The sequence below is a fragment of the Oceanimonas sp. GK1 genome, assembly GCF_000243075.1.
Classification (GTDB): Bacteria; Pseudomonadota; Gammaproteobacteria; order Enterobacterales; family Aeromonadaceae; genus Oceanimonas.
In genome coordinates this window covers 1,067,501-1,090,383 of sequence record NC_016745.1, presented here as the reverse complement: position 1 = coordinate 1,090,383, position 22,883 = coordinate 1,067,501, and the positions used below count along the sequence as shown (strand labels likewise).

Sequence of the window (22,883 nt, the reverse complement as noted above, 5' to 3'; positions counted from 1 at the left end):
CTCACTGACTCGACGGTTCACAAAGGATGTTCATCATGAATGGCAATACTCAGGATATGCACAACCACATCTGTGTGGTGACCGGCGCCGCCCGCGGGCTGGGCCGCTGCATCAGCGAAACCCTGGCCCGGGCCGGCGCGGCCCGGGTCTATGCCTGCGACATCGACATGGCCCCGGCCGATGGCTGGTTGAAGGAGCACCACAACGTCACCGCCGTCACCCTGGACGTGTGCGACAGCGAGGCCCTGAGCCAGCTCAGCACTCGCATTCAGAGCGAGTACGGTCGCCTCGATGTGCTGGTGAACAACGCCGGCATCACCCGCGACGCCCTGCTCGACAACATGACCGAGGCCGACTGGGATCGCGTGCTGAACGTGAACCTCAAGGGCGTATTCCTGGTCACTCAGGCCATGCTGCCGCTGATAAAGCTCAACCGGCGCGGCAGCATCGTCAGCATTTCCTCCATCGTGGGCACCGACGGCAATATCGGCCAGAGCAACTACGGCGCCAGCAAGGGCGGCGTCATCGCCATGACCAAGGGTTGGGCCAAGGAGCTGGCCCGGGGCGGCGCCCAGATCCGCGCCAACTGCATCGCTCCCGGTTTTATCAATACCGAGATGACTCAGGCGGTACCGGAAAGGGTACTGGAGAAAATGACCGCCCGCATTCCCCTCGGCCACCTCGGCGAGCCGGCCGACATCGCCGAAGGCGTGCTGTTTCTGGCCAGTGACCGCGCCCGCTACATCACCGGACAGGTACTGAAAATCGATGGAGGGCTGGTGCTTTAAAGCACCTCGGCGCGGCTGCCCAGATGCAGCCGCTGGCGCAACCGCCGGGCCAGTATGTCCACCAGGATATTCAGCCCGGCGCACACCAGCAGCAGCGCCATGGCCCGATCAAAGCGGAATTCGCTGAAGGCCGAGTCGATAAAAAAGCCGAGGGTGGGAATGCCCAGCATGCCGAGAATGGCGGTTTCGCGAATCAGGTTTTCGAACCGGTACAGACTGTAGGCCATAAAGGCCCGATACAACCGGGGCAGCACCTCGAAAAAGTACAGGTTCAGGCCTGAGGGCGCGTCTTCCCGCAGGCTCAGGGTATTGAGGTGATGCCCGAGCAGGTGTGCGATAATGGCGCCGTTGTGCAGCCCCAGCGCCAGCATGGCCGGCAGCATGCCGGGCCCCAGCAGCAGCATACCCACAAAGGCCAGCAGGTATTCCGGCAATGAGCGCATCAGCACCAGCCAGCCATGACTGGCACCGCGGCTGACGCCATGACCGAACCGCCGGGAAATGGTCGGAAACCACACCAGCGCCAAAACCCCGGTCACCACCAGCGACAACAGCGCCAGCACCAGGGTATTGGCAAGCCCCGGTCCCGCCTGCTGCTGCCACAGCGACGCCCACCAGGGCCAGAGCCCGGCCCAGTCGCCCGCCCGCAGGGGCGCGGGAATAATGTCTTCGGTAAAAAAGCGGGCCATCAGCGTCCAGTTCAGGCTGGCCACCGGCGGCAGCCACACCAGCGCCGCCAGCAAATAAAGCGGCACCAGTCGGGCCCGTAGCCACCAGCGCAGGGTGGCGATGATCAGCACCAGGGCATAGAAAAAGGCCGCGGCCTCATCGTAGTAGCCCTGACGCAGCAGGGATTCCAGGTGATAGCCCAGGGTCGGCAGGCCGATAAAGCCCAGTACCGCCGAGCTGCGAATGCCGCATTCCAGCCGGTAGCCGGTATAGGTGGCCATCTGCCGCCAACACAGGGGTAATTGCAGGTAAATGAGCCGGCTCAGCCGGCCAAAGCCCGCCGGCAGCGCCTGCTCCGGGGCCGGATCCGCCTCTTCAAACAGCTCGCCGTAAATCTTGGCAAAGGTGCCCGCATAGGGCAGCGCAATGGCCAGCACCCCGGCCAGGGCCGACAGCCCCAGCAACTGCATAAACAGCAGGGCCCAGAACAGCTCGTGCACGGCTCTCAGCCCCGCTGCCAGCCGGCGCACCCAGGCCGAACGATAGCCACAGGCCAGGCCCAGGCCAAGTACCGCGCCCAGGGCCACCCCCTGCAGGGCAAAGGCCAGGGTGTTGGCCAGGGCCGACAGCAGCACTCCCATATCGGGCCAGGCCGGCAGCAACAGGCCCGCACCGAGGCGGCCCAGCTCGAACCAGGGATCCACGGCGGTGACGGAAAAGTCCGCCCAGGGCAGACACAGCAGCGCCAGCACCACAAACAGCAGGCTGGTGCGGCCCATGGAGGCAGACGTCGTCATGAGGAGGTATACAGGGCCCGGAGCTGGGTGGCGGTCAGCTCGGTACTGGGCGCATCCAGTACCAGCCGGCCCTGGCGCAGCCCGACGATGCGGGTGCAGTGAGTGAGCGCCTGCTCCACGTTATGCAGCGCCAGCACCACGGTCTGGTGGCGTTCGCATATCAGCTTGAGCAAGTCGGCGGCCTGACGCTCATCCAGCGCCGACACCGGCTCGTCACCGATGAACACCGGCTTTTGCTGATACAGCGCCCGGGCCAGGCTGACCCGGCTCTGCTGGCCGCCAGACAAGGCACCGGCGGCGCGCCACAACTGGCCGCTGAGACCCAGCCGGCTGGCCAGTGCGGTAATGTCTGCTTTGGGACCAGCCAATGGCTTCACCAGATTGGCCAGGTTATACCAGAACGGATTATGAGCCAGCCGGCCCATGTAGATGTTGTGAAAGGTGTTCAGCACCGGCACCAGCCCCGGCTGTTGCGGGCACCAGGCCACCTCCCGTGGCCGAAGCTCCCGCAGCCGGCGCAGCAGGGTGCTTTTGCCGGTGCCCGACTCCCCCAGCAGGGCGATTTTGTCGCCCTGCCTCACCTCCAGGTTCAGCGCTTCCAGTACGGGCCGGCCGGCATAGCCAAGGCTGGCGTCATGAAACCGGAACAGGCGGGCGGGATCGCTCATTACTGCTCGGGATCCATGATGCCAATGGCCACGGCGGTGTCGCGAATGGGGGCGTAATCCTCGTTGGTGGCGTTCACAAAGCCGGAACGGGGAAAGGCCGCCAGCAGCTCGGGATCTTTCATCTCCAGCAGTGCCTGCTTCACCTTTTCCTTGAAGCCGTCACCGAAGCGGGCGTTCACATCGCCGCGAATGCTCCACTGGTAGTCGGGGTACTGAGGGCTGGTCCAGATCACCTTCACCTTGCTCTTATCGATATTGCCCTTTTCCAGCTCCGCGTCCCACACCGCGTAGTTGACCGCCCCCACTTCATAGGCGCCGGACTGCACCAGGCTGATGGTGCGGTTGTGATCCCCGGAAAACCCCACTCGAGAGAACAGCGCTTCGGGGGCCTGGCCAAAGTGCTGACGCAAAAAGAACTCGGGCATCAGCCGGCCGGACGTGGAGCCCTTGTCGCCAAAGGTAAAGCGCTTGCCGGCCAGCTCCGCCGGTAACTGCTCACTTTCACTGAGCCCCGTGCTTTCATGGGCAATGAGGTAACTGACAAAGGCGGTGTCTTCCACCCCCTGGGCGATGGCCTCGCTGCCAGGCACCAGCTCCCGGGCCTGTACGCCGGTCAGGCCGCCAAACCAGGCCAGCTGCACCTGATCGTTGCGAAAGGCGCTCACCGCCGCCGGGTAGCTCTTCACCGGAATGTATTTCACCTCCACCTCCAGCTTTTCCGAGAGGTAATCGGCAATCTTGCCAAAACGCTCGGTCAGGCGGCGCTCATCCTGATCCGGAATGGCGGTAAATACAAAGGTTTCGGCCTGGGTCAGGCCGCTCAGGCACAGGGCCGCCAGGCCCAGCAGGCGGGCAGGTACAGAAAGGGTCATGTTCGGTTCCATTCAACAAGAAAGACGGCGATTATAGCCGAAAACCGGCCGGGGATCAGAGCCCCAGCCAGCCATTCACCAGGGCCATGTACACCAGGGTACCGGCAACAATGCTGGTCAGTGCCTGGCGCCGCCATAACTGCAGTCCGGCCACCACCGCCACCGCCACCAGCTGGTACCCGCCATCGGACAGCGAGCCCCACTGATGCACGCCCATGGCATACAGGGTGAGCAGCACCATCATGGCCACCGGCAGCCGCCGGCCCAGCACCTGAATACGGTGGTGGTGAGCAATAAAGCCCCGGGCCACAAAGGGAAAGGCGCGCAGGGCAAAGGTGACGCCGGCCATGATCAGCGCCGCCCACAGATAATCGACATCAGACATGGGCCGGTTTCTCCTTTGGCTGCCGAACGGGCCAGGCCAGCAAGACCAGTACCAGCATGATGGAGGCCGCCAGCAGGAAGTAATCCCTTACCCAGATGCCGGCGACCGCCGCCGCGGCCAGCCCCAGGGCCACGGCGCCCCAGTCCTTTTTGGCGCGAATTTGCTCCACCGCCAGCACGGCAAACAGTGCCGTCAGAGCAAAATCGAGCCCCTGCAACCCGGGGGGCAGGCCCCGCGCCAGCACCATGCCCGCCAGGGTGCCCAGCACCCAGTAGCTCTGGTTGAACAGCACCACCAGCAGGGCGGTTTTGCTGTCCTTGACCTGGCCCGAGGCACTGAGCAGGGAATAGGTTTCGTCGGTAATGCCAAAAATGAAATACTGCCGGCCAATCACGCCCCTGGGCAGCAAATGGTAAAGGGACAGGCCGTAAAAAAGATGGCGAAAGTTCACCAGCAGGGCCGCCACCGCCAGATCGAGCCAGCCGATGCCGGCGGCCAGCATGCCCACCGCCAGGTACTGCAGGGCCCCGGCATAGACCAGCACGCTCATCAAGGGCGCCCAGTACCAGGTCAACCCGGCATCTACCCAGAGCACGCCAAACACCGCGCCCAAGGGCAGATATCCCATCATCACCGGCAGAGTCAGTGACACCAGCCCGCGTTTGCTCGTCATTATTATTCTCCTCTCTTCAACCTTGGGAAAATAAGGGATTAATGACTGCAGGGCAAGCACAGGCCGAAGCGGCTCAGGCCGGAAAGCGCAGGGTAAAGGTGGTGCCGTTATCGTCACTGTGCACGCTGACCTCGCCACCGTGCAGTTGCATGATGGAGTCGACAATGGACAGCCCCAGGCCGCCGGTATCCCCCCCTTGAGTGCGGGACGGGTCGCAGCGGTAAAAGCGGTCAAACAGCCGGGGTAAATGCTCACTCGCAATGGCCGGCCCCATGTTGTGCACGCTGAGGAATACTCCCTTTTCAGTCCGGCCACTGCTGATGGTAATGGGCTGGCCCGGTACACCGTAACGCAGGGCATTGGCCAGCAGGTTGGCCAATGCCCGGCGCAGCAGCTCCTCGTCGGCCCGCACCTCCCCCTCGGTCCGGTTCACCAGGGCCATGCTTGCCTCTTCCGCCATGCCTTCGAAATAGTCGCATAACTGCGCCACCAGCGAGGGAAGGGAAATCGATGTCAGCCGAATTTGTGCCTGGGGCTGCTCGGTGCGGGCCAGAAACAGCATGCTGTCGACCATCCGTGCCAGCCGCTGGTATTCCTCCAGCTGGGAAGCCAGCAGGGTTTCGTATTCCTCCGTGCTGCGGGGCCGGCGCAGGCTGTGCTCGGTATGCCCCATCAGGTTGCTGAGGGGGGTGCGGATCTCGTGGGCCAGATCCTCGGAAAACCGCGACAGCCGGCCAAAACCGTCCTCCAGCCGGGCCAGCATGTGGTTCAGGCTTTCCCCCAGCTCGCGCAGCTCGTCGGGCAGCGCCCGCGTATTCAGCCGCCGGTGCAGCCGGCGTACCTCAATGGCACCGGCTTGTGCCGCCAGCCGCCGCACCGGCGCCAGACCGCGCCGGCTCACCAGCCAGCCCAGGGCAAACGCCATCAGGGCACCGCCGGCCAGGGCCAGCAGCAGCCGCAGCCGGTAGGCGGCCAGCATTTGCTCCCGCGGTGCCAGCAGCTTGCCCGCCACCAGCATCAGGCTGCGCTCGTTCAGCTCCAGCCGGCGCCAGGCCAGCCGAGCATCTCCATCGAGGTTATAACCCAGCCGGGTTTCGCCGGCGGGCAGCCCGGTGGGCACCGCCAGTCCGGCCGGGTTCACCGAGATCAGCACCTCGCCGTCGAGGTTGAGCACCCACAGCAGGCTGTCTTCGTTACCCAGCATGTTGGCGTACAGGGTGGGCCGGTCACGCAGATCGGTGATGCTGTCGCTGCTGCTGAGCAGAGCCTGCATGTGCTCCAGGCGTCCGAGCAGGCTCTGATCGTCCCGCCAGGCCAATTCCCGCTCCAGCGAGTAATACAGATAAAAGCCGAGGCTGCCCAGCAGCAGGGCGCTGACCAGGGCGAACATCAGCGAGAGCCGCAAGCTTAATGACGACCACACCCGCTTCATTCCCGCTGCTCGCACACATAACCCATGCCACGCACGGTGTGAATGACCTTGGGCTCAAAGTCGTCGTCGATCTTGGCCCGCAGCCGGCGAATGGCCACATCCACCACATTGGTGTCGCTGTCAAAGTTCATGTGCCACACCTGGGAGGCGATATAGGTACGCGACAACACCTCCCCCTGGTGGGCCAGCAACAACTGCAACAGGGTGAACTCCTTGTTGGTGAGCTCGATGCGCCGCCCGCCCCGGCTCACCCGGCGCGCCAGCGGATCCAGTTGCAGATCCGCCAGCCGGTAAAACAGCGGCTCGGCTGGCTTGCCCCGGCGCAGCAGCTTGCGAGCCCGGGCCAGCAGCTCGGCAAAGGAAAAGGGCTTGGCCAGATAGTCATCGGCGCCCTGCTCCAGACCGCGCACCTTGTCTTCCACCGCGTCCCGGGCGCTCAGGCAAATCACCGGGGTATCGCTTTGGCTGCGAATAAACTGCAGCAGCTGCCAGCCATCCAAGCCCGGCAGCATGATGTCGAGGATCACCAGATCAAAGGCGCTTTCTTCCAGCAGATAGCGCCCTTCCAGGCCGTCTTTGGCGACCTCCACCTGATAACCGGATTCGCTAAAGCCCTTTCTCAGGTAATCGGCAGTTTTGGCTTCGTCTTCCACCACCAGAATGCGCATGCTCGGCCTCGCTCAGTGCAATTGATGGGGGCAGTTTATCACCGAATACGGCACCGCCCCCTTGATGACGGTTTTGTAATAAAGCGGTAAGGGGTTTGCAAGGCAGGCTTAGGCATGATGAGCCCATCTCGCCAGACACGGCGAACACATGAACGGGTGAGGCGAAGCCCACCCACCACCACGGAGAATCGCCATGACCTTTAAACATGTTCTGGCCGGCGCCATGATGGCCGGTGTATCCACCCTGACCTTCGCCGCCGGCAACCCGCTGAGCGTGCACGTACTCAACCTGGAAAACGGCCTGCCTTCACCCGATGTCAAGGTGGTACTGGAGCAGCAGCAGGGCGACGACTGGGTAGAACTGAACAGCGCCGTGACCAACGAGCAGGGCCGTATTACCGCCCTTTATCCGGAAGGCAAGGCACTGGAACAAGGCACTTACAAGGTGACCTTTGAAACCGGTGACTGGTTCGAAAAGCACGACACCGAGACCTTCTTTCCCGAGATCCCGGTGATCTTCAGTGCCGATGGCAAGCTGGATCATTACCATGTGCCGCTGCTGCTGAGCCCCTACGGCTTCTCCACCTACCGCGGTAACTAAGTCCTGCCGCTGTCGCCAACACCAAGTCCTGTGTATAAAAAAGAGAGCGTCGGCTCTCTTTTTTTATTGGCACCGCCAAAAAAAAGGGACGCCGAAGCGTCCCTTGTATGGCCTGTGGCCTGTTACAGCGCTTTCAGAATGTTGTCTACGCTGTCCTTGGCATCGCCGAACAGCATGACGCTGTTTTCCCGGAAGAACAGCGGGTTCTGCACCCCGGCGTAACCGGTGTTCATGGAACGCTTGAACACCACCACCTGCTGGGCCTTCCACACTTCCAGCACCGGCATGCCGGCAATCGGGCTGGCGGGGTCTTCATTGGCCGCCGGGTTGACGGTGTCGTTGGCACCGATCACCAGCACGGTGTCGGTGTCGTCGAAGTCGTCGTTGATCTCGTCCATTTCCAGCACCACATCGTAAGGCACCTTGGCCTCGGCCAACAGCACGTTCATGTGGCCGGGCAGACGACCCGCCACCGGGTGAATGCCAAAGCGCACCTTGACGCCGGCCGCCCGCAGCTTGGACACCAGTTCGGCCACCGGGTACTGGGCCTGAGCCACCGCCATGCCGTATCCGGGAGTGATGATCACCGAGCTGGAACCTTTCAGCATTTCGGCCACGTCCTCGGCGTTCACCTCGGTGTATTCACCGTCCTCTTCCTCACCGGAGGCCGCGATACCGTCGGAGCCGAAGCCGCCGGCGATCACCGAAATAAAGGAGCGGTTCATGGCTCGGCACATGATGTAGGACAGGATGGCACCGGAGGAGCCCACCAGGGCACCGGTGACGATCAGCAGGTCGTTGGAGAGCATAAAGCCCGCCGCCGCCGCCGCCCAGCCCGAGTAGGAGTTGAGCATGGAGATCACCACCGGCATGTCGGCGCCGCCGATGCTAGCCACCAGGTGCCAGCCAAAGGCCAGGGCGATCAGGGTCATCACCAGCAGGGCGAAGGTGGAGCCTTCCACCTGCACGAACCAGATCAGCAGCAGGGCCGAGACCACCACCGCCAGCAGGTTGAGTTTGTGGCGGTGCGGCAGCATCAGCGGCTTCGACGACACCAGGCCGCGCAGCTTGCAGAAGGCGACGATGGAGCCGGTGAAGGTGACGGCACCGATAAAGACGCCGAGGAAGACTTCGGTGTTGTGAATGTTCAGCATGGCGCCGAACATGTCACCGTGATCCATGTAGGTGTTGTAGCCCACAAACACCGCGGCCAGACCCACGAAGCTGTGCAGTATGGCAATCAGCTCCGGCATTTCGGTCATTTCCACTTTCAGCGCAAAGCGGATACCGATGGCGGCACCGATGGCCATGGCCACAATGATCCAACCCAGGCCGGTGACCTCGGGGTTGAAAATGGTGGCCAGCAAGGCGATGGTCATGCCCGCCACGCCATACCAGTTACCGGCCTTGGCCGACTCCTGCTTGGACAGGCCCGCCAGGCTCAGAATAAAGAGCACGGCGGCCACGATATAAGATGCAGTTACTAGTCCTTGTGACATTCCATTAGCCCTTTCTAAACATCTTCAGCATACGGTGCGTAACGGTAAAACCGCCAAACACGTTGATTGAGGCGATCAGTACCGCCACAAAGGCGAGGAAACTGACAAAGCCACCGGCGCCCACCTGGGACAGGGCTCCCACCACGATAATGCCGGAAATGGCATTGGTGACCGACATCAGCGGCGTGTGCAGGGAGTGGGACACGTTCCAGATCACGTAGTAGCCCACGATGCAGGCCAGCACGAACACGGTGAAGTGGGACAGGAACTCGGCCGGCGCCACCGCCGACAGCCAGGCGAACAGCAGCACACCGGCGCCGCCCAGGTAGTACTTGAGGTTGCTCGGCTTTTTGGCATGGGGCTCGGCGGCGGGCTGGGCCGCGGCCTTGGCCTTGGGTGCCGCCGACACACTGATGGCCGGCGGCGGGAAGGTCACTTCGCCGTCCCGGGTCACGGTCATGTTGCGCAGCACCACGTCGTCGAAGTCGACCTTGATGTTGCCGTCCTTTTCCTTGCACAGCAGCTTGGCCAGGTTGACCAGGTTGGTGGCATACAGGGTGGAGGACTGGGTCGGCAGCCGGCCGTTGAGGTCGGTGTAGCCTACGATCTTGACGCCGTTGTCGGACACGAAAAGCTCACCGGGCTTGGTCAGCTCGCAGTTGCCGCCGTTTTGCGCCGCCAGATCCACGATCACCGAGCCCGGGTTCATGGCCGTCACCATGTCGGCGGTAATCAGCTTTGGCGCCGGCTTGCCGGGGATCAGCGCGGTGGTGATGATAATGTCCACCTCTTTGGCCTGCTCCATGAACAGCGCCATTTCCGCGTCGATAAAGGCCTGGCTCATTTCCTTGGCGTAGCCGTCGGAGGAGTCGGCTTCTTCTTCATAGTCGAGTTCGAGGAACTCGGCGCCCATGGAGTTGATCTGCTCTTTTACCTCGGGGCGGGTGTCGAAGGCGCGCACGATGGCACCCAGGGAGCCGGCGGCACCGATGGCCGCCAGGCCGGCCACACCGGCGCCGATCACCAGCACCTTGGCGGGCGGCACCTTGCCGGCAGCGGTGATCTGGCCGGTAAAGAAGCGGCCGAATTCATGGGCGGCTTCCACCACCGCCCGGTAGCCGGCGATGTTGGCCATGGACGACAGGGCATCCAGGGACTGGGCGCGGGAAATACGCGGCACCATGTCCATGGCCATCACGGTCACGCCCTTGGCCTTGAGTTGTTCCACCAGCTCGGGGTTTTGTGCCGGCCAGATAAAGCTGACCAGGGTGGTGCCCGCCTGCAGCCGCTCGATCTCGTCGGCAGTGGGGGCATTGACCTTGTAGAGGATGGCGGATTGCCAGACCTCGTCGGTGCCGACCAGTTTGGCACCCGCAGCCTGGTAGGCCGCATCCTCGAAGCTGGCCTTGATGCCCGCCCCCTGCTCGATGCAGACGTCAAAACCGAGTTTACGCAGCTGTTCGACCGACTTGGGGGTCGCGGCCACCCGAGTCTCTCCGCTGAGCGTTTCCCTTGGAATTCCGATTAACATAATAATTCCCTGATTCATGTTGGTATCGCACCGGGTGCCTTTGCCCCCGGTGTTCAGCAAGCTGTTCCTTCAACCGCTTGGCAGCCTTGCCTGTGTTGTGCCAGCAAAATGACGTTGTTTTACAACGGCGCTATACCATCGATGCATATTCAATGATGCATTTTGTATTTTTAATCATGATTGCATACAAAGTTTCACCAAAACCCGCACAAAAGGTTTTACGTGAAGACACATCGTAAGAAAGATACAGCACGGAAGTCAATATACTGGCTGACCTGAAAAAAGATAAATCGATCTTTCCTCGAGCCTCGATAGGCTCTGGCTTTCAATCGTTAAGGTATCATTTATCCTTGACGGGCCAAGTGGTCATTTGGCGAGCAGGATCACAGAAGACGGGAAGAAGTTACCGGACAGGCTCGGGTTGGCGGGCTCGCGGCTCCTGCCCGAAGAACAGCGACAGCTGGCGATAGACCGACGGATAAACGGCATACAGTTGCCGGGGATCGGTAAAAAACAACTCCGCCGACACCGCCAGAAACTCCGCCGGATGGGTAGCGGCATAAGGGTCGATAGGGGCTTGATGCTGATCTGAACGCATTCGCAGATCATCAAAGGCGGCCTGAAAGTCGCGTCGCCACTCCTCCATATTCATGCCGGCGCGCATGGGGGGCACGCCGTCGGCCTCGCCCCCCAGCATGTCGAGCTTGTGGGTGAGCTCGTGAATGACCAGGTTGTAACCGTCCCAGCCACCGTCGTCGGCCAGCTCGCTCCAGGCCAGCACCAGGGGCCCCTGTTGCCAGGACTCGCCGGCGTGCTCCTCGATCACCTCCGTCACCAGGCCGTATTCGTCCTGCACGTTTTCACGCCGGGTCACCGGCTCGGGGATCAGAATGATTTCGCGAAAGCCGCCATACCAGTCCAGCCCCAGGTTCAGCACCGGCAATGCCGCCTGCAGGGCCAGCTCGGCCTGCTGCTGTGGGCTCAGGGTCACGCCGAGCTGGGTCAGGGTTTTGCGCGCCAGCAAGGCGCGGGCGAGTTCGCTCAGCCGCTGCTGTTCAGCTTCGTTCAGCCCCTGCAAAATGGGCAGGGCCGCCAGCGCCTCATGCCAGGGCAGAGGCGTCACGGGGGCGCGTTTTGGGGTTAACCAGTCAAACCAGCTCATGACGTTATTTTACAGACAGATCCCGGCCACCGAACAGCAGAGATTACAACCGGCAAAGCACCGCATGCCAACCCGACTCAAGACAGCCATGCCGGTAGTGCAGCGGTAGCTGCATCAATCGAAGGAAAGACGGTAAAAAGCCGCAAAGATCCCCATAAGGCACCCGTTTTCAGCACTCAATCGCCGGCGCTGCCTTCACTGCCCTGGGCCAGCAGGGTGTTTGCGGTACCGGGCAGCCGGCCATTGAGGGTAAAGGGAATGGACTCCATTCGGCCCTTATTGTTGACTTGCACCGCCAGGTGCAGGTGAGGGCCCGAGCTGTAACCGGTGTGGCCGGACGCCGCCACCACCTGGCCGGCGCGCACCCGCTGGCCTTCCTTCACCTTGAGAGAGCCGGTGTCGAGATGGGCATAGAGGGTCATGGTGCCGTCGTCATGGCGCAGCCGCAGGTGATTGGCCCGGCCTCGGTATTCGGCCTTGAGGCCGCCGCCCACATGATGATCCACCGCCGCTACCACCACACCGTCCCGCGTGGCCAGCAAGGGCGTGCCCACCGGCAGGGCGATGTCGAGGGCATACCGGTTGGCCACCTTGTTGTGACTGAAGTCGCCGTTAAAGCCCTGGGATACCCGGTAAGGGCCGGCTACCGGCGGGCTCATGTCCACGGCACCGGCAAGGGCCTGAGCGGTTTGATGGTGGTGCTGCTTCCAGGCCTGCACCCGCGGGCTGACCAGGGTGCTGCCGGCGATTTTCTGCACACGGTGCCCGCTACCAACGGTATTTCGTCCGTCATGGCTGCTGTAGGCGAAACCGTAGTCATAGCGCCAGGCGCCGCTTTGCGCCGGGGTCAGCTTGCCGATAAATTTTTCCTGCCGTGCAGGCAGCGCCACGGGCTGCTGCAGCGCAGCGGGAATGGCCACGTTTTGCTGGCCGGAAAATTTCAGAGTCAGCAGGGCCTGACTGGCCAGACGATTCAGGGCAAAGAAATAGTGGCCGTCGGCTTTTTTGACCACCCGCACCAGAATGCCGTCCTTGTTGACCGCATCCTGATGCCAGCGCTGGCCGGTGTTGGCCCGCAGCCGGTTGTCGGTGTAATGCGCCACGCCAGCGGCGTCGCGATATTGATAGATGTCGGCCTGGGCCGGTGCCATTCCCGTCAGCACCAGCACAGTGGCAAGCAAACCTCTCATGTTTCATCCCTGGGAGAGTGTGTGCCTTCCAGTATAGGAACTAGAGCCGCTTTTGCATCAGCACGGCATCTTCATGGCCCTCGGCCGTGGGATAATAATTGCGCCGACGACCGCTTTCCTCATAACCGGTGGCAACATAAAGGCCCAGCGCCGACCGGTTTGAGGCGCGCACTTCCAGCCACAACCAGCCGAGCCCCAGGGCCCGGCAGCGGGCAAAATAGTGCTCCAGCAGTTGCCGTCCCAGCCCTCGGCCCTGCCACCGGGGAGCCACGCAGATGTTCATCAGGGTGCTTTCGTCGAGCACCCGGTCGGCGATGAAATAGCCCAGCAATTCGCCCTGGTGCCAGAGTGAGCCGGAAAAGTAGCGCTCGCCAAAGGCCTCGGCCAGCAGTCCCCGGCTCCAGGGATGAACATGAGCAGAGTGCTCCAGCGCCGTCATGGCATCGAGATCCGCCGGCGTCAGCGGGCGGCATTCAGGCTGCACAGCCGGCTCCAGAGTTCGCGCTTTTGGGAAGAAGAAAGCGGCAGTGTGCCCTGCCAGGCCAGATCCTCGGCAACCGAGGTCAAATTGAAGCCCAGCATAATGGGCGCACCGGGACGGCCGGCGGCCAGCCAGGCGGTTTCATCTTCCACTTCGGGCTGAACACCGTTCAGGGCCAGGACGAGATCGGCCAGCAGGACAGCCGGCAGGCGATGGCCCTGACCGACGATAAGCCGCACCTCGGCAGTGGCCGGAACAACAGGGGCATGGGGCAGGCGCTCGGCATGGGCGCAGTGCCATACCGGCAAACCGAGAAATTGCCAGAGTTGCGATGATAATGGCTTCATGAGCACCCCGTAACGAAAAAGGCCAGCGCTGAGGCTGGCCTTTTCGGTGAAGCTGGCAGGGGCAGAGGGATTCGAACCCCCAACCGTCGGTTTTGGAGACCGCTGTTCTACCAATTGGAACTATGCCCCTGCAACACGAGGCGAATTATATCCAGCCGCCATCAAAGGTAAAGGGCTTTTTCCGCCCTCGCGGCGCGTTCGCTCACTCTTTCACCGCTTGCGGTCATCCCCTCACCGCATTTTGCTTTGGCCGCACATTTCTCTATAATCCGAACGGTTTGCAAATACGCGGAGCCCTTCATGCTTGAATCCCATGGCTGCTGCCCCCTTGCGGCGGTGCTCCTTGCCGGCACCGGCTTCGACCTTTGCGATCCTGTCACTTCAATGGCCCCACTCCGGGGTTTTTTTATGGCCCGAATTCCACTTGAAGAGCATTGCTGATGGCGAACCCTCTATATCAAAAGCATGTCATTTCCATATCCGACTTTACCCGCGCCGAGCTGGAGCTGGTCATCGATACCGCCGTCATGCTCAAGACCCATCCCCGACCCGAGCTGCTGAAGCACAAGGTGGTGGCAAGCTGCTTTTTTGAAGCCTCCACCCGCACCCGGCTGTCATTTGAAACCGCCGTGCATCGTCTGGGCGGCGCCGTCATCGGCTTTTCCGACAGCGGCAGCACCTCGCTGGCCAAAAAGGGCGAAACCCTGGCCGACTCGGTGAAGATCATCAGCTCCTACAGCGATGCCTTCGTGATGCGCCACCCTCAGGAAGGCGCGGCGCGGCTGGCGGCGGAGTTTTCCTCGGTGCCGGTGATCAACGCCGGCGACGGCTCCAACCAGCACCCCACCCAGACGCTGCTGGATCTGTTCACCATCTACGAAACCCAGGGCACCCTGCAGGGGCTGACCGTGGCCTTTGTGGGCGACCTGAAATACGGCCGCACCGTGCACTCGCTCACCCAAGCACTCAGCCTGTTCGGCTGCAAATTCTACTTTATCGCTCCCCAGGCCCTGGCCATGCCCGACTACCTGTGCGAGGAGCTGGTGGAAAAAGGCATCAACTTCGAATTCCGCGACAGCATGGAAGAGGTGATGGACGAGCTCGACATTCTGTACATGACCCGGGTGCAGAAGGAGCGGTTTGACGAAACCGAATACATGCACGTGGCCTCCAAATACGTACTGACGCCCCAGGTGCTGGACAACGCCAAGGACAGCCTCAAGGTACTGCACCCGCTGCCCCGCATCGACGAGATCACGGTAGAGGTGGACGACACCCCCTACGCCTATTACTTCGAGCAGGCCGAAAACGGCGTTTACGCCCGCCAGGCCCTGCTGGCGCTGGTATTGAACGAAACCCTGTAAGGAGCAGCCGTGAACAAAACCCAACTGCAAGTCGAGGCCATTCACAACGGCACCGTGATCGACCATATTCCCGCCGGCCAGGGCATCCGCATTCTGCAGCTGTTTGGCCTGGCAGAGAACCGGGAACGCATTACCGTGGGGCTCAACCTGCCGTCCAAGGCGCTGGGGGCCAAGGACATCATCAAGGTGGAGAACGTACGGTTATCCTCCGCCCAGGCCAACCAGCTGGCGCTGTTTGCGCCCGAAGCCACGGTCAACCTGATCGAAGACTTTGAAGTGGTGGAAAAGCTGCAGCTGCAACTGCCCGAACAGGTGGAAGGCGTATTTTCCTGCCCCAACGGCAACTGCATCAGCCACCGGGAACCAGTGAGCAGCAAGTTTCGGGTACGGGCGGTACGCCACCAGGTGATGTTTCGCTGCCGCTACTGCGAGAAGTCATTCCAGCGCGACATGATGGTGCTTTAACGTCCGTCCGCGGGGCCCGGCGCAATGCGGGCCCCGTCGGCCAGGCCGGGATCCGGATATAGCACCAGTTGCTGGCCTTCGCGCAAGCCGTCCAGAATTTCGGCCCGCTGACCGTTGTCCTTGCCTACCTGCACCGGTGTCAGCCGGGCCCGGCCGTGATCAACCACCAGCACCGCCCACTGCCCCTGATGGCGGAACAGCGCGCCGGAAGGCGCGGTCAGCACATTGTCACCCTGCCAGATGCGAATGCGCGCTTCCACCCGGTAACCGTGTCCCAGCCCACGCCGCGCTTCAGGGTTACCGAGAAAACGGATCAGCACATTTACCCGTTGCTCTTCCACGCCCAGGGCGGAGAATTTGGTAAAGCCCCTGGGCTCAATCCGCTCCACCTTCCCCATCAGCACGTCCGGTCCGCCCCAATGTGCGATTTCTACCTCGTCACCGGTCGACACCCGCACCGCCTCGGCAGACGGCAGCTCCACCAGCACTTCCAGATCCCGGGCCACATTGCCCAGCTCGAGAATGGGCGTCCCCGCGGAGATCACGGCTTCCCCCTGCAGCAAGCGTTGCAACACCTGTCCGCCGATGGGGGCCGGCAACCCCACGCCGGCAGCGCCCGATGTGCCGGCGTTCTCCTGCAACAAGGCTTCAGCCGAAGTCAACTCCGCCTCACGCACCGCCACCGCCGCCTGGGCCGCCTCCAGCCGGGCCACTGCCACGCTGAACTCCTGACGCAGACGCTGCCACTGGGCCGCCGAAATGTCACCCTGCGCCTGCAACGGACGGTTGCGCGCCAATTGATCCTCCGCCAGCCGCCGACCGGCCTCGGCCTCGGCCACCTCGGCCCGGGCCGCCGCCAGTGCCGCCCGGGCACCATTTCGGGCGGCCTGAGCCTGATCTTGAGTGCGGCTGTCCAGCAACCCCGCCATCACCGGCAGCAGCCGGGCCACTTCCTGACCCTGATGCACCTCGTCTCCCGCTTCCAGGGTGACCCGCAACAAGCGGCCATCCACCGGCGCCGTCACCAGGTAGGACTGGCGCACACGGGTACGTCCCTCCTCCACTATGGTCAGGGCCATCGGCTCACGACGTACCACGCCGGTGTCCACTGGCCGGGGTTCGGGCCAAAGCCCGTACACCAGCACGACCACCAGCACCAGTACCGCTATCGCTAGGCCTTTGCGTGATGAGAGCAGCGCCATTCAATCAATCCCTGATGGCCTGGGCCGACACCAGATCCAGGCGGTTAATGTCCCGCTGTACCAGGACCGCCGAAAAAGCAGCGGACACCAGCACGGTCAGCACCGACCAGACATGGCTGGCCGGGTCCAGCTCGGCCGAGACTTGGTACAGCTCGGTACTGAATCCCGCCGCAGCGGCCTGAGACAGCCCATACCCCAGCAGTGAACCCAGCGGTAGCGCTGCCAGGGTCAATCCACCCAGCTCCCCCAGCAACACCAGGCCGGTTTCGGCGCTGGTCATTCCCAGTATACGCAGACAGGCCAGCTCCCTCGTCCGCTCGGCAAAGGCCACCCGGGCCGCGTTAAACACAATGCCAAAGGTAATGATGCCGGCCATGGCGCTGATAATATAGCGGGTGGCGCCGGCGCCGCTGTCCATCACCTGCCGAAATGCCGCCCGCCGCTCCGCCCTGAGGCTGACGCCCGCCACCACTGGCATGGTTTTCAGCTCCCGGTACAACCGGGCCTGTTGAGCGCGGTCGAGTCGCAGGTAGGCTCCTGAAACCCGGTCCGGCTCCTTCATGGCCCGGTTCAGGGCCGCCAGCGACATAAAGGCGGGAGCACCCAGCAGGGTATCGGCCACCGCAGTCACCGGCACCGTCAGCACCGGTCGCCGGCCTTCACGCACCTCCACCCGCAACAGCTGGCCCGGCGCAATGTCCAGCCGCGTTGCCAATGGCCGGGCCAGCACCAGCCCCTCGCCCTCAAGGCGCAACGGACGCTGGCGGTTGTCCAGGGCACGATAGAGTTGCGGCGCGACCGTCAGACCAGTTACGGCACCGCGATAATACCGGCGGTCATGACGCAGGATCACCGGCACCTCACGAACGCCTTCTACCGCCACTACCCCTGGCACATGCCCGAGGGCATACAGGCTGCTGCTCCCCCGCGGCTCGGTAAAGGTCAGGGTGGCGTCACTGCGATCGATCACCCCGAACTGCAGGTTCAGGGCCTGTTCAAAGCCGCTCATCACAGTCAGCATGGCGACCGACAGCGCCATGCCGAGGGCAATGCCAAGCACGGTGAGAAGGGCCCTGACCGGCCGCCGCCACAACTGGCGCAGCACCATGCGCGCAGGCTGATCCAGCCAGCGCCGCCAGCCCGGACCAAAGCGCAGGCTGCGGCTGAAGTCGGTCGGCACCGGCGGGCGCATGGCCGCCACCGGCGCCAGGGCCCATACTCGCCGTAACACCAGCATACAGCCCGCCGAGGCCGCGGCCATGCTGATCAAGGTACCTAGCAGCAGCACCTCGGGCTCGATGCGAAACATCAGGTAGGGGAAGTGGTAATAAAGCTGGTACACCCCGGCCAGGTAATAACCGCAACCGTAGCCCAGCCCCACACCGGCCAGCGCGCCGCCAAGGGCAATGACCAGCACGAACCTGAGATAGTGCAGCCCTACCTCAGGGTTGCTGTGCCCGAATGCCTTGAGCAGACCGATTTGCTCCCGCTCTGCCTGCACCATGCGCGACAACATGATGTACAGCAAGAAAGCGGCCACCCCGAGGAACACCGGCGGCAGTATGCGCGCCGACACCCGCAGCCCGTCAATTTCTTCATGAATAAAGCGATCGGAGAGATGCTCGGCGCGCGGATAGGCGCCCAGGGCGCCGTAGGGAGCCAGCAGCCGGTCCAGCGCCGCGATCAGCGCCGGCAAGGGAATATTGGTACTATGACGGATCAGGAACTCATTGACGGCCCCATTCAGATCCAGAGCGTCGGCCAGTGCCTCGCCGTGCATCCAGATCACCGCAAAGCGGCCATCGTCGGGCACCAATTCCCCGGGCGGGGTCACGTAAAGAAACTCCGGTGCCATGGCCAGGCCCACCACCGTCAGCCGTTCCCGACGGCCGTTCAGGGTCAGCTCAAGACGGTCCCCTGGTCGTAACCCCTGCGCCTTGGCAAAGGTGTTCAGCAGCAAGACTTCCTGCTGTCGCACTGGCTCAGGCAAACGCCCGGCGGTCAGCCGAAGCTGGTTGATGCGGCCGGGCAAGGAGACCAGCCGCACGGGTATGGGCACCTCCTCCGTGGGCAGTGTGAGCCGGCCGGCGCCGATGATCCGCCCTTCCGCCAGGGCCACTCCGGGCAGTGCAGACACCGCCCTTAGCAGCCGCTTCGGCGCCCGCTTGACCGGTGCGAACACCTCCGCCAGCCGGTAGCGCTGGTAGTAACTGTCGCGGGTATCGCCAAGGGAGTTGACCAGGCCATGCATCATCACCAGCAACATGACTCCCAGCGCCACCACCAGGCCGATGGCCAGGGCCTGGCCGCGAATTTGCCACAGATCCCGGCGCAACTTGCGGTTGAGCATGGTCGCCATGGACGGTCACCACTCAATGCGGCCGGCATCAAGCTGATGCTCGGACGTCAGCACGTCACGAACCCGGCCATCGGCAAAGTGGATCACTCGGTGGGCCATGGCGGCGGTCGCCGCCGCGTGGGTGACGATCAGCACAGTGGTACCCAGCTCCCGGTTCACCTGTTGCAATACCCCCAGCACCATTCGGCCGGTGGCGCTGTCGAGGGCACCGGTGGGCTCGTCGCACAACAGGACGGTCGGACGTTTGGCAATGGCCCGGGCAATGGCTACCCGCTGCTGCTCACCGCCGGACAACTGGGAAGGGAAATGATGGCCGCGCCGGCCGAGCCCCACGCGCTCCAGCGCCTCCCTTGCCACCATGGGGGTCTCCACCAGCTCGGTCACCAGCTCAACATTTTCCTCGGCGGTCAGGCTTGGCATCAGGTTGTAGGACTGAAACACAAAGCCCACATGATGACGCCGGTAATGGGTGATGCCGGCGTCATCCATGGCACTCAGCTCCTGCTCAAAGAACCAGAGCCGCCCTGCGCTTGGCCGGTCCAGCCCGCCCAGCAGGTTAAGCAGGGTGGATTTACCGCTGCCCGACGGACCGAGCAGCACCACCAGCTCACCGGCGGGCAAGGTCAGGTCCACCCCGCGTAGGGCCTGCACGGCAGCCCCTCCTTCGCCATAGGTTTTGGTCAGTCCTTCGCTGTGAAAGGCGGGCAGATCAGCGTGTTTGGGTGGAGACATGGGATTCCCGTTAACGACAGAACGGACTATCCAAAGCCTATGCGCTGCTCTCTATTGGCGCCATGGTGCATATTTCAACATGCTCACAGCCCCGGCCATCCCGGCGTTTTTTTCTCCTTCTGCTGTGCTGAGTTAGAATGGTGCTTTGCCCGGAGAAGGTGTGTTATGCCGCAGGAAATTTTCAGTGCTCGGGATGAATTCGGTCCGATCCGGGTTTTGGAGTCAGAAGGAGTGCGCACGCTGAATTTTGGCGGCCCGGATGCCCAAAGCAGCTGGCAGAAAAGTGAACCCCATGTGCCTCAGCTTGAATATGTCAGGGCCATGTTGCTGGTGCTGCTGTTTAACACCCCCAAACACACCCTGACGCTGGGGCTGGGGGCCGGCACCCTGAATACCTGCCTGCATACCGGTATTGCCGGATTAAAGCAGCAGGCCGTGGAACTGCGCCCGGCCGTAATAGAAGCCGCACAGCGCTGCTTTCAGCTGCCACAGGGTAAACGACTGCAACTGCATCAGGCCGATGCCTTCGTTTTTATGCGTGACTATCAGGGCAAGAAGCTGGATGTGATTTTCAGCGATCTGTACAACGCCGATGATGTGGAGCCAAAGCAGCTCTCGGCCGGGTTTCTCGACAACTGCCACCGCCAGCTCAAAACCGGTGGCTGGCTGGTGCTGAACTGTTGGAATAATCATCAGAACGATGAATTTATGCAGCGCCTGCAAACGCGCTTTTGTGATGTTCGCTCCTGCCTGACCGGCAGTGGTAACTGGGTGGTATTTGCCGGCACCAGCCGCGCCACGGACAATGCCAAAGCCCTTAAGGATCTGGAGTGGGCGCTGAGTAAACGCCTGGGCTTTTCACTCCAGCCCTACCTGAGCCGCCTGACCAGCCACTGAGTCCCGGCCAAAACCGGGTTCAGGTCACCCAATGGTCACGTTTTGGTCACGAGAGGTGACTTGACAGATTGAGGGTGAGTGATTTGACTGAAGGCAAAACAGCAAAAAGCCCTTATCTATCAACTAGCTAAGGGCTTCTTTAAGATGGCGGAGCGGACGGGACTCGAACCCGCGACCCCCGGCGTGACAGGCCGGTATTCTAACCAACTGAACTACCGCTCCGCAAAAGCTGTATAGTCAGGAGTACTATATTGGGTGCCTGGCAGTGACCTACTTTCACATGGCAGCTGCCACACTATCATCGGCGCGGGTGCGTTTCACTGCTGAGTTCGGCATGGAGTCAGGTGGTTCCACAACGCTATGGCCGCCAGGCATTAAACTTGAATTCGAAAAAAGCTTTGTGATGAATCTGTTTTGTTCTCGAGACTACAAGTCTCTCACACTTCTTGGGTGTTGTATGGTTAAGCCGCACGGGTCATTAGTACAGGTTAGCTACACGCCTCACAGCGCTTCCACACCCTGCCTATCAACGTCCTGGTCTCGGACGGCCCTTTAGAGGCATCAAGTGCCTGGGGATGACTCATCTCGAGGCTCGCTTCCCGCTTAGATGCTTTCAGCGGTTATCGATTCCGAACTTAGCTACCGGGCAGTGCCACTGGCGTGACAACCCGAACACCAGAGGTTCGTCCACTCCGGTCCTCTCGTACTAGGAGCAGCCCCTCTCAATCATCCAACGCCCACGGCAGATAGGGACCGAACTGTCTCACGACGTTCTGAACCCAGCTCGCGTACCACTTTAAATGGCGAACAGCCATACCCTTGGGACCGACTTCAGCCCCAGGATGTGATGAGCCGACATCGAGGTGCCAAACACCGCCGTCGATATGAACTCTTGGGCGGTATCAGCCTGTTATCCCCGGAGTACCTTTTATCCGTTGAGCGATGGCCCTTCCATTCAGAACCACCGGATCACTATGACCTGCTTTCGCACCTGCTCGACCTGTCCGTCTCGCAGTTAAGCTGGCTTATGCCATTGCACTAACCGTACGATGTCCGACCGTACTTAGCCAACCTTCGTGCTCCTCCGTTACACTTTGGGAGGAGACCGCCCCAGTCAAACTACCCACCAGGCACTGTCCTCACCCCCGATAAGGGGGCCAAGTTAGAACATCAAACATACAAGGGTGGTATTTCAAGGTCGGCTCCACGGCAACTGGCGTCACCGCTTCACAGCCTCCCACCTATCCTACACATGTAGGGTCAATGTTCAGTGCCAAGCTATAGTAAAGGTTCACGGGGTCTTTCCGTCTAGCCGCGGGTACACCGCATCTTCACGGCGATTTCAATTTCACTGAGTCTCGGGTGGAGACAGCGTGGCCATGGTTACACCATTCGTGCAGGTCGGAACTTACCCGACAAGGAATTTCGCTACCTTAGGACCGTTATAGTTACGGCCGCCGTTTACCGGGGCTTCGATCAAGAGCTTCACCTTGCAGCTAACCCCATCAATTAACCTTCCGGCACCGGGCAGGTGTCACACCGTATACGTCCTCTTGCGAGTTGGCACAGTGCTGTGTTTTTGATAAACAGTCCCAGCCACCTGGTCACTGCGACTGGCTCAGGCTCCATCCGCGAAGGACTTCACCCGCTCCAGCGTACCTTCTCCCGAAGTTACGGTACTATTTTGCCTAGTTCCTTCACCCGAGTTCTCTCAAGCGCCTTGGTATTCTCTACCCGACCACCTGTGTCGGTTTGGGGTACGGTTCACACACATCTGAAGCTTAGAGGCTTTTCCTGGAAGCAGGGCATCAATGACTTCAGTACCGTAGTACCTTCGTCTCGGGTCTCAGCGTTGTGACTCCGGATTTGCCTAAAGTCACCACCTACACCCTTTCACCAGGACAACCAACGCCTGGCCCATCTAGCCTTCTCCGTCCCCCCATCGCAATGTGTGTCAGTACGGGAATATTAACCCGTTTCCCATCGACTACGCCTTTCGGCCTCGCCTTAGGGGCCGACTCACCCTGCCCCGATTAACGTTGGACAGGAACCCTTGGTCTTCCGGCGAGGAGGTTTTTCACCCCCTTTATCGTTACTCATG

The 22,883-nt window shown here is 61.9% G+C and carries 21 protein-coding genes, 2 tRNA genes and 2 rRNA genes (1 of these 25 cut by a window edge); 5 read left to right on the top strand and 20 right to left on the bottom strand.

Going from position 1 to position 22,883, the window contains the following annotated elements; translation table 11 throughout:
- The first annotated feature begins 35 nt into the window (after window positions 1-35).
- Window positions 36-788, top strand: coding sequence for a 3-oxoacyl-ACP reductase FabG (gene fabG, locus GU3_RS05195; protein ID WP_014291492.1), 753 nt, complete (start codon window positions 36-38; stop codon window positions 786-788).
- Here fabG and GU3_RS05190 read toward each other — a convergent pair.
- The 7 genes from GU3_RS05190 to GU3_RS05160 all read right to left on the bottom strand — a co-directional run bounded on the left by GU3_RS05190 (window position 785) and on the right by GU3_RS05160 (window position 6,952).
- Entirely contained in the window at window positions 785-2,254 is a 1,470-nt protein-coding gene (locus GU3_RS05190; RefSeq protein ID WP_237711169.1) for an ABC transporter permease, read from the bottom strand. The two genes, fabG and GU3_RS05190, sit on opposite strands and share 4 nt — an antisense overlap.
- On the bottom strand, window positions 2,251-2,922 hold the full coding sequence (locus GU3_RS05185) for an ATP-binding cassette domain-containing protein (protein WP_014291490.1): 672 nt from the start codon (window positions 2,920-2,922) through the stop codon (window positions 2,251-2,253). Before GU3_RS05185 ends, GU3_RS05190 begins: the two co-directional genes overlap by 4 nt.
- Window positions 2,922-3,794, bottom strand: coding sequence for a putative selenate ABC transporter substrate-binding protein (locus GU3_RS05180; protein ID WP_014291489.1), 873 nt, complete (start codon window positions 3,792-3,794; stop codon window positions 2,922-2,924). The genes GU3_RS05185 and GU3_RS05180 overlap by 1 nt, the downstream gene beginning before the upstream one ends.
- Before the next feature lie 55 nt (window positions 3,795-3,849).
- Entirely contained in the window at window positions 3,850-4,179 is a 330-nt protein-coding gene (locus tag GU3_RS05175; RefSeq protein ID WP_014291488.1) for a branched-chain amino acid transporter permease, read from the bottom strand.
- The gene (locus tag GU3_RS05170; protein ID WP_014291487.1) at window positions 4,172-4,852 is read right to left on the bottom strand and encodes an AzlC family ABC transporter permease; all 681 of its coding nucleotides are present in this window, start codon (window positions 4,850-4,852) and stop codon (window positions 4,172-4,174) included. The genes GU3_RS05175 and GU3_RS05170 overlap by 8 nt, the downstream gene beginning before the upstream one ends.
- A 73-nt stretch (window positions 4,853-4,925) precedes the next feature.
- The gene (locus GU3_RS05165; RefSeq protein WP_014291486.1) at window positions 4,926-6,284 is read right to left on the bottom strand and encodes a heavy metal sensor histidine kinase; all 1,359 of its coding nucleotides are present in this window, start codon (window positions 6,282-6,284) and stop codon (window positions 4,926-4,928) included.
- Window positions 6,281-6,952: a heavy metal response regulator transcription factor gene (locus GU3_RS05160; RefSeq protein ID WP_014291485.1), complete on the bottom strand. Its 672-nt coding sequence runs from the start codon at window positions 6,950-6,952 to the stop codon at window positions 6,281-6,283. The genes GU3_RS05165 and GU3_RS05160 overlap by 4 nt, the downstream gene beginning before the upstream one ends.
- A 193-nt stretch (window positions 6,953-7,145) precedes the next feature.
- Here GU3_RS05160 and uraH point away from each other — a divergent pair, with 193 nt between their 5' ends.
- Window positions 7,146-7,553 (top strand): hydroxyisourate hydrolase, encoded by a 408-nt coding sequence (gene uraH / locus GU3_RS05155; protein WP_014291484.1) that lies wholly within the window; start codon window positions 7,146-7,148, stop codon window positions 7,551-7,553.
- A gap of 122 nt (window positions 7,554-7,675) precedes the next feature.
- Here the strand turns inward: uraH and pntB are convergent, their stop codons facing one another.
- The 7 genes from pntB to GU3_RS05120 form a co-directional block, all read right to left on the bottom strand.
- Entirely contained in the window at window positions 7,676-9,052 is a 1,377-nt protein-coding gene (pntB, locus tag GU3_RS05150; protein WP_014291483.1) for a Re/Si-specific NAD(P)(+) transhydrogenase subunit beta, read from the bottom strand.
- A 4-nt stretch (window positions 9,053-9,056) separates the two neighbouring features.
- Window positions 9,057-10,583 (bottom strand): Re/Si-specific NAD(P)(+) transhydrogenase subunit alpha, encoded by a 1,527-nt coding sequence (locus GU3_RS05145; protein WP_014291482.1) that lies wholly within the window; start codon window positions 10,581-10,583, stop codon window positions 9,057-9,059.
- Between the two features lie 403 nt (window positions 10,584-10,986).
- Window positions 10,987-11,745 carry a zinc-dependent peptidase gene (locus tag GU3_RS05140; protein ID WP_014291481.1) on the bottom strand — a complete coding sequence of 253 codons (759 nt, stop codon included), beginning with the start codon at window positions 11,743-11,745 and terminating at the stop codon, window positions 10,987-10,989.
- A 176-nt stretch (window positions 11,746-11,921) separates the two neighbouring features.
- On the bottom strand, window positions 11,922-12,935 hold the full coding sequence (locus tag GU3_RS05135) for a M23 family metallopeptidase (protein WP_014291480.1): 1,014 nt from the start codon (window positions 12,933-12,935) through the stop codon (window positions 11,922-11,924).
- A 40-nt stretch (window positions 12,936-12,975) separates the two neighbouring features.
- The gene (gene rimI / locus GU3_RS05130) at window positions 12,976-13,419 is read right to left on the bottom strand and encodes a ribosomal protein S18-alanine N-acetyltransferase (RefSeq protein WP_041542954.1); all 444 of its coding nucleotides are present in this window, start codon (window positions 13,417-13,419) and stop codon (window positions 12,976-12,978) included.
- Window positions 13,395-13,763, bottom strand: a complete 369-nt coding sequence (locus tag GU3_RS05125; protein ID WP_050899394.1) for a hypothetical protein — start codon at window positions 13,761-13,763, stop codon at window positions 13,395-13,397. The genes rimI and GU3_RS05125 overlap by 25 nt, the downstream gene beginning before the upstream one ends.
- 53 nt (window positions 13,764-13,816) lie before the next feature.
- Window positions 13,817-13,893 (bottom strand) — tRNA-Trp (locus GU3_RS05120).
- A 310-nt stretch (window positions 13,894-14,203) separates the two neighbouring features.
- Between GU3_RS05120 and pyrB the strand changes: the two genes are divergently transcribed.
- Window positions 14,204-15,127: an aspartate carbamoyltransferase gene (gene pyrB / locus GU3_RS05115; protein WP_014291477.1), complete on the top strand. Its 924-nt coding sequence runs from the start codon at window positions 14,204-14,206 to the stop codon at window positions 15,125-15,127.
- Window positions 15,128-15,136: 9 nt separating this feature from the next.
- A complete protein-coding gene (pyrI, locus tag GU3_RS05110; RefSeq protein ID WP_014291476.1) occupies window positions 15,137-15,592 on the top strand; it encodes an aspartate carbamoyltransferase regulatory subunit in 456 nt (151 codons plus the stop codon).
- Here pyrI and GU3_RS05105 read toward each other — a convergent pair.
- Genes GU3_RS05105 through GU3_RS05095 form a run of 3 tightly spaced genes read right to left on the bottom strand, consistent with a single transcriptional unit; the run spans window position 15,589 to window position 19,885 of the window.
- Entirely contained in the window at window positions 15,589-16,794 is a 1,206-nt protein-coding gene (locus GU3_RS05105) for an efflux RND transporter periplasmic adaptor subunit (RefSeq protein WP_014291475.1), read from the bottom strand. The genes pyrI and GU3_RS05105 overlap by 4 nt on opposite strands.
- 4 nt (window positions 16,795-16,798) lie before the next feature.
- On the bottom strand, window positions 16,799-19,153 hold the full coding sequence (locus GU3_RS05100; RefSeq protein WP_014291474.1) for an ABC transporter permease: 2,355 nt from the start codon (window positions 19,151-19,153) through the stop codon (window positions 16,799-16,801).
- A gap of 6 nt (window positions 19,154-19,159) precedes the next feature.
- The gene (locus tag GU3_RS05095) at window positions 19,160-19,885 is read right to left on the bottom strand and encodes an ABC transporter ATP-binding protein (RefSeq protein WP_014291473.1); all 726 of its coding nucleotides are present in this window, start codon (window positions 19,883-19,885) and stop codon (window positions 19,160-19,162) included.
- A gap of 231 nt (window positions 19,886-20,116) precedes the next feature.
- Here GU3_RS05095 and GU3_RS05090 point away from each other — a divergent pair, with 231 nt between their 5' ends.
- On the top strand, window positions 20,117-20,782 hold the full coding sequence (locus tag GU3_RS05090; RefSeq protein WP_237711168.1) for a spermidine synthase: 666 nt from the start codon (window positions 20,117-20,119) through the stop codon (window positions 20,780-20,782).
- Between the two features lie 145 nt (window positions 20,783-20,927).
- On the opposite strand, the gene GU3_RS05085 is transcribed toward GU3_RS05090, so the two are convergent.
- The 3 genes from GU3_RS05085 to GU3_RS05075 all read right to left on the bottom strand — a co-directional run.
- A tRNA-Asp gene (locus GU3_RS05085) sits at window positions 20,928-21,004 on the bottom strand.
- A gap of 35 nt (window positions 21,005-21,039) precedes the next feature.
- Window positions 21,040-21,154, bottom strand: a 5S ribosomal RNA gene (rrf, locus tag GU3_RS05080).
- Between the two features lie 85 nt (window positions 21,155-21,239).
- A 23S ribosomal RNA gene (locus GU3_RS05075) occupies window positions 21,240-22,883 on the bottom strand; it runs 1,247 nt beyond the window's last position.

Coding starts and splice junctions, on each gene's coding strand:
- fabG (WP_014291492.1), top strand. CDS start 36: ATGAATGGCAATACTCAGGATATGCACAACCACATCTGTGTGGTGACC.
- GU3_RS05190 (WP_237711169.1), bottom strand. CDS start 2,254: ATGACGACGTCTGCCTCCATGGGCCGCACCAGCCTGCTGTTTGTGGTG.
- GU3_RS05185 (WP_014291490.1), bottom strand. CDS start 2,922: ATGAGCGATCCCGCCCGCCTGTTCCGGTTTCATGACGCCAGCCTTGGC.
- GU3_RS05180 (WP_014291489.1), bottom strand. CDS start 3,794: ATGACCCTTTCTGTACCTGCCCGCCTGCTGGGCCTGGCGGCCCTGTGC.
- GU3_RS05175 (WP_014291488.1), bottom strand. CDS start 4,179: ATGTCTGATGTCGATTATCTGTGGGCGGCGCTGATCATGGCCGGCGTC.
- GU3_RS05170 (WP_014291487.1), bottom strand. CDS start 4,852: ATGACGAGCAAACGCGGGCTGGTGTCACTGACTCTGCCGGTGATGATG.
- GU3_RS05165 (WP_014291486.1), bottom strand. CDS start 6,284: ATGAAGCGGGTGTGGTCGTCATTAAGCTTGCGGCTCTCGCTGATGTTC.
- GU3_RS05160 (WP_014291485.1), bottom strand. CDS start 6,952: ATGCGCATTCTGGTGGTGGAAGACGAAGCCAAAACTGCCGATTACCTG.
- uraH (WP_014291484.1), top strand. CDS start 7,146: ATGACCTTTAAACATGTTCTGGCCGGCGCCATGATGGCCGGTGTATCC.
- pntB (WP_014291483.1), bottom strand. CDS start 9,052: ATGTCACAAGGACTAGTAACTGCATCTTATATCGTGGCCGCCGTGCTC.
- GU3_RS05145 (WP_014291482.1), bottom strand. CDS start 10,583: ATGTTAATCGGAATTCCAAGGGAAACGCTCAGCGGAGAGACTCGGGTG.
- GU3_RS05140 (WP_014291481.1), bottom strand. CDS start 11,745: ATGAGCTGGTTTGACTGGTTAACCCCAAAACGCGCCCCCGTGACGCCT.
- GU3_RS05135 (WP_014291480.1), bottom strand. CDS start 12,935: ATGAGAGGTTTGCTTGCCACTGTGCTGGTGCTGACGGGAATGGCACCG.
- GU3_RS05125 (WP_050899394.1), bottom strand. CDS start 13,763: ATGAAGCCATTATCATCGCAACTCTGGCAATTTCTCGGTTTGCCGGTA.
- pyrB (WP_014291477.1), top strand. CDS start 14,204: ATGGCGAACCCTCTATATCAAAAGCATGTCATTTCCATATCCGACTTT.
- GU3_RS05105 (WP_014291475.1), bottom strand. CDS start 16,794: ATGGCGCTGCTCTCATCACGCAAAGGCCTAGCGATAGCGGTACTGGTG.
- GU3_RS05100 (WP_014291474.1), bottom strand. CDS start 19,153: ATGGCGACCATGCTCAACCGCAAGTTGCGCCGGGATCTGTGGCAAATT.
- GU3_RS05095 (WP_014291473.1), bottom strand. CDS start 19,885: ATGTCTCCACCCAAACACGCTGATCTGCCCGCCTTTCACAGCGAAGGA.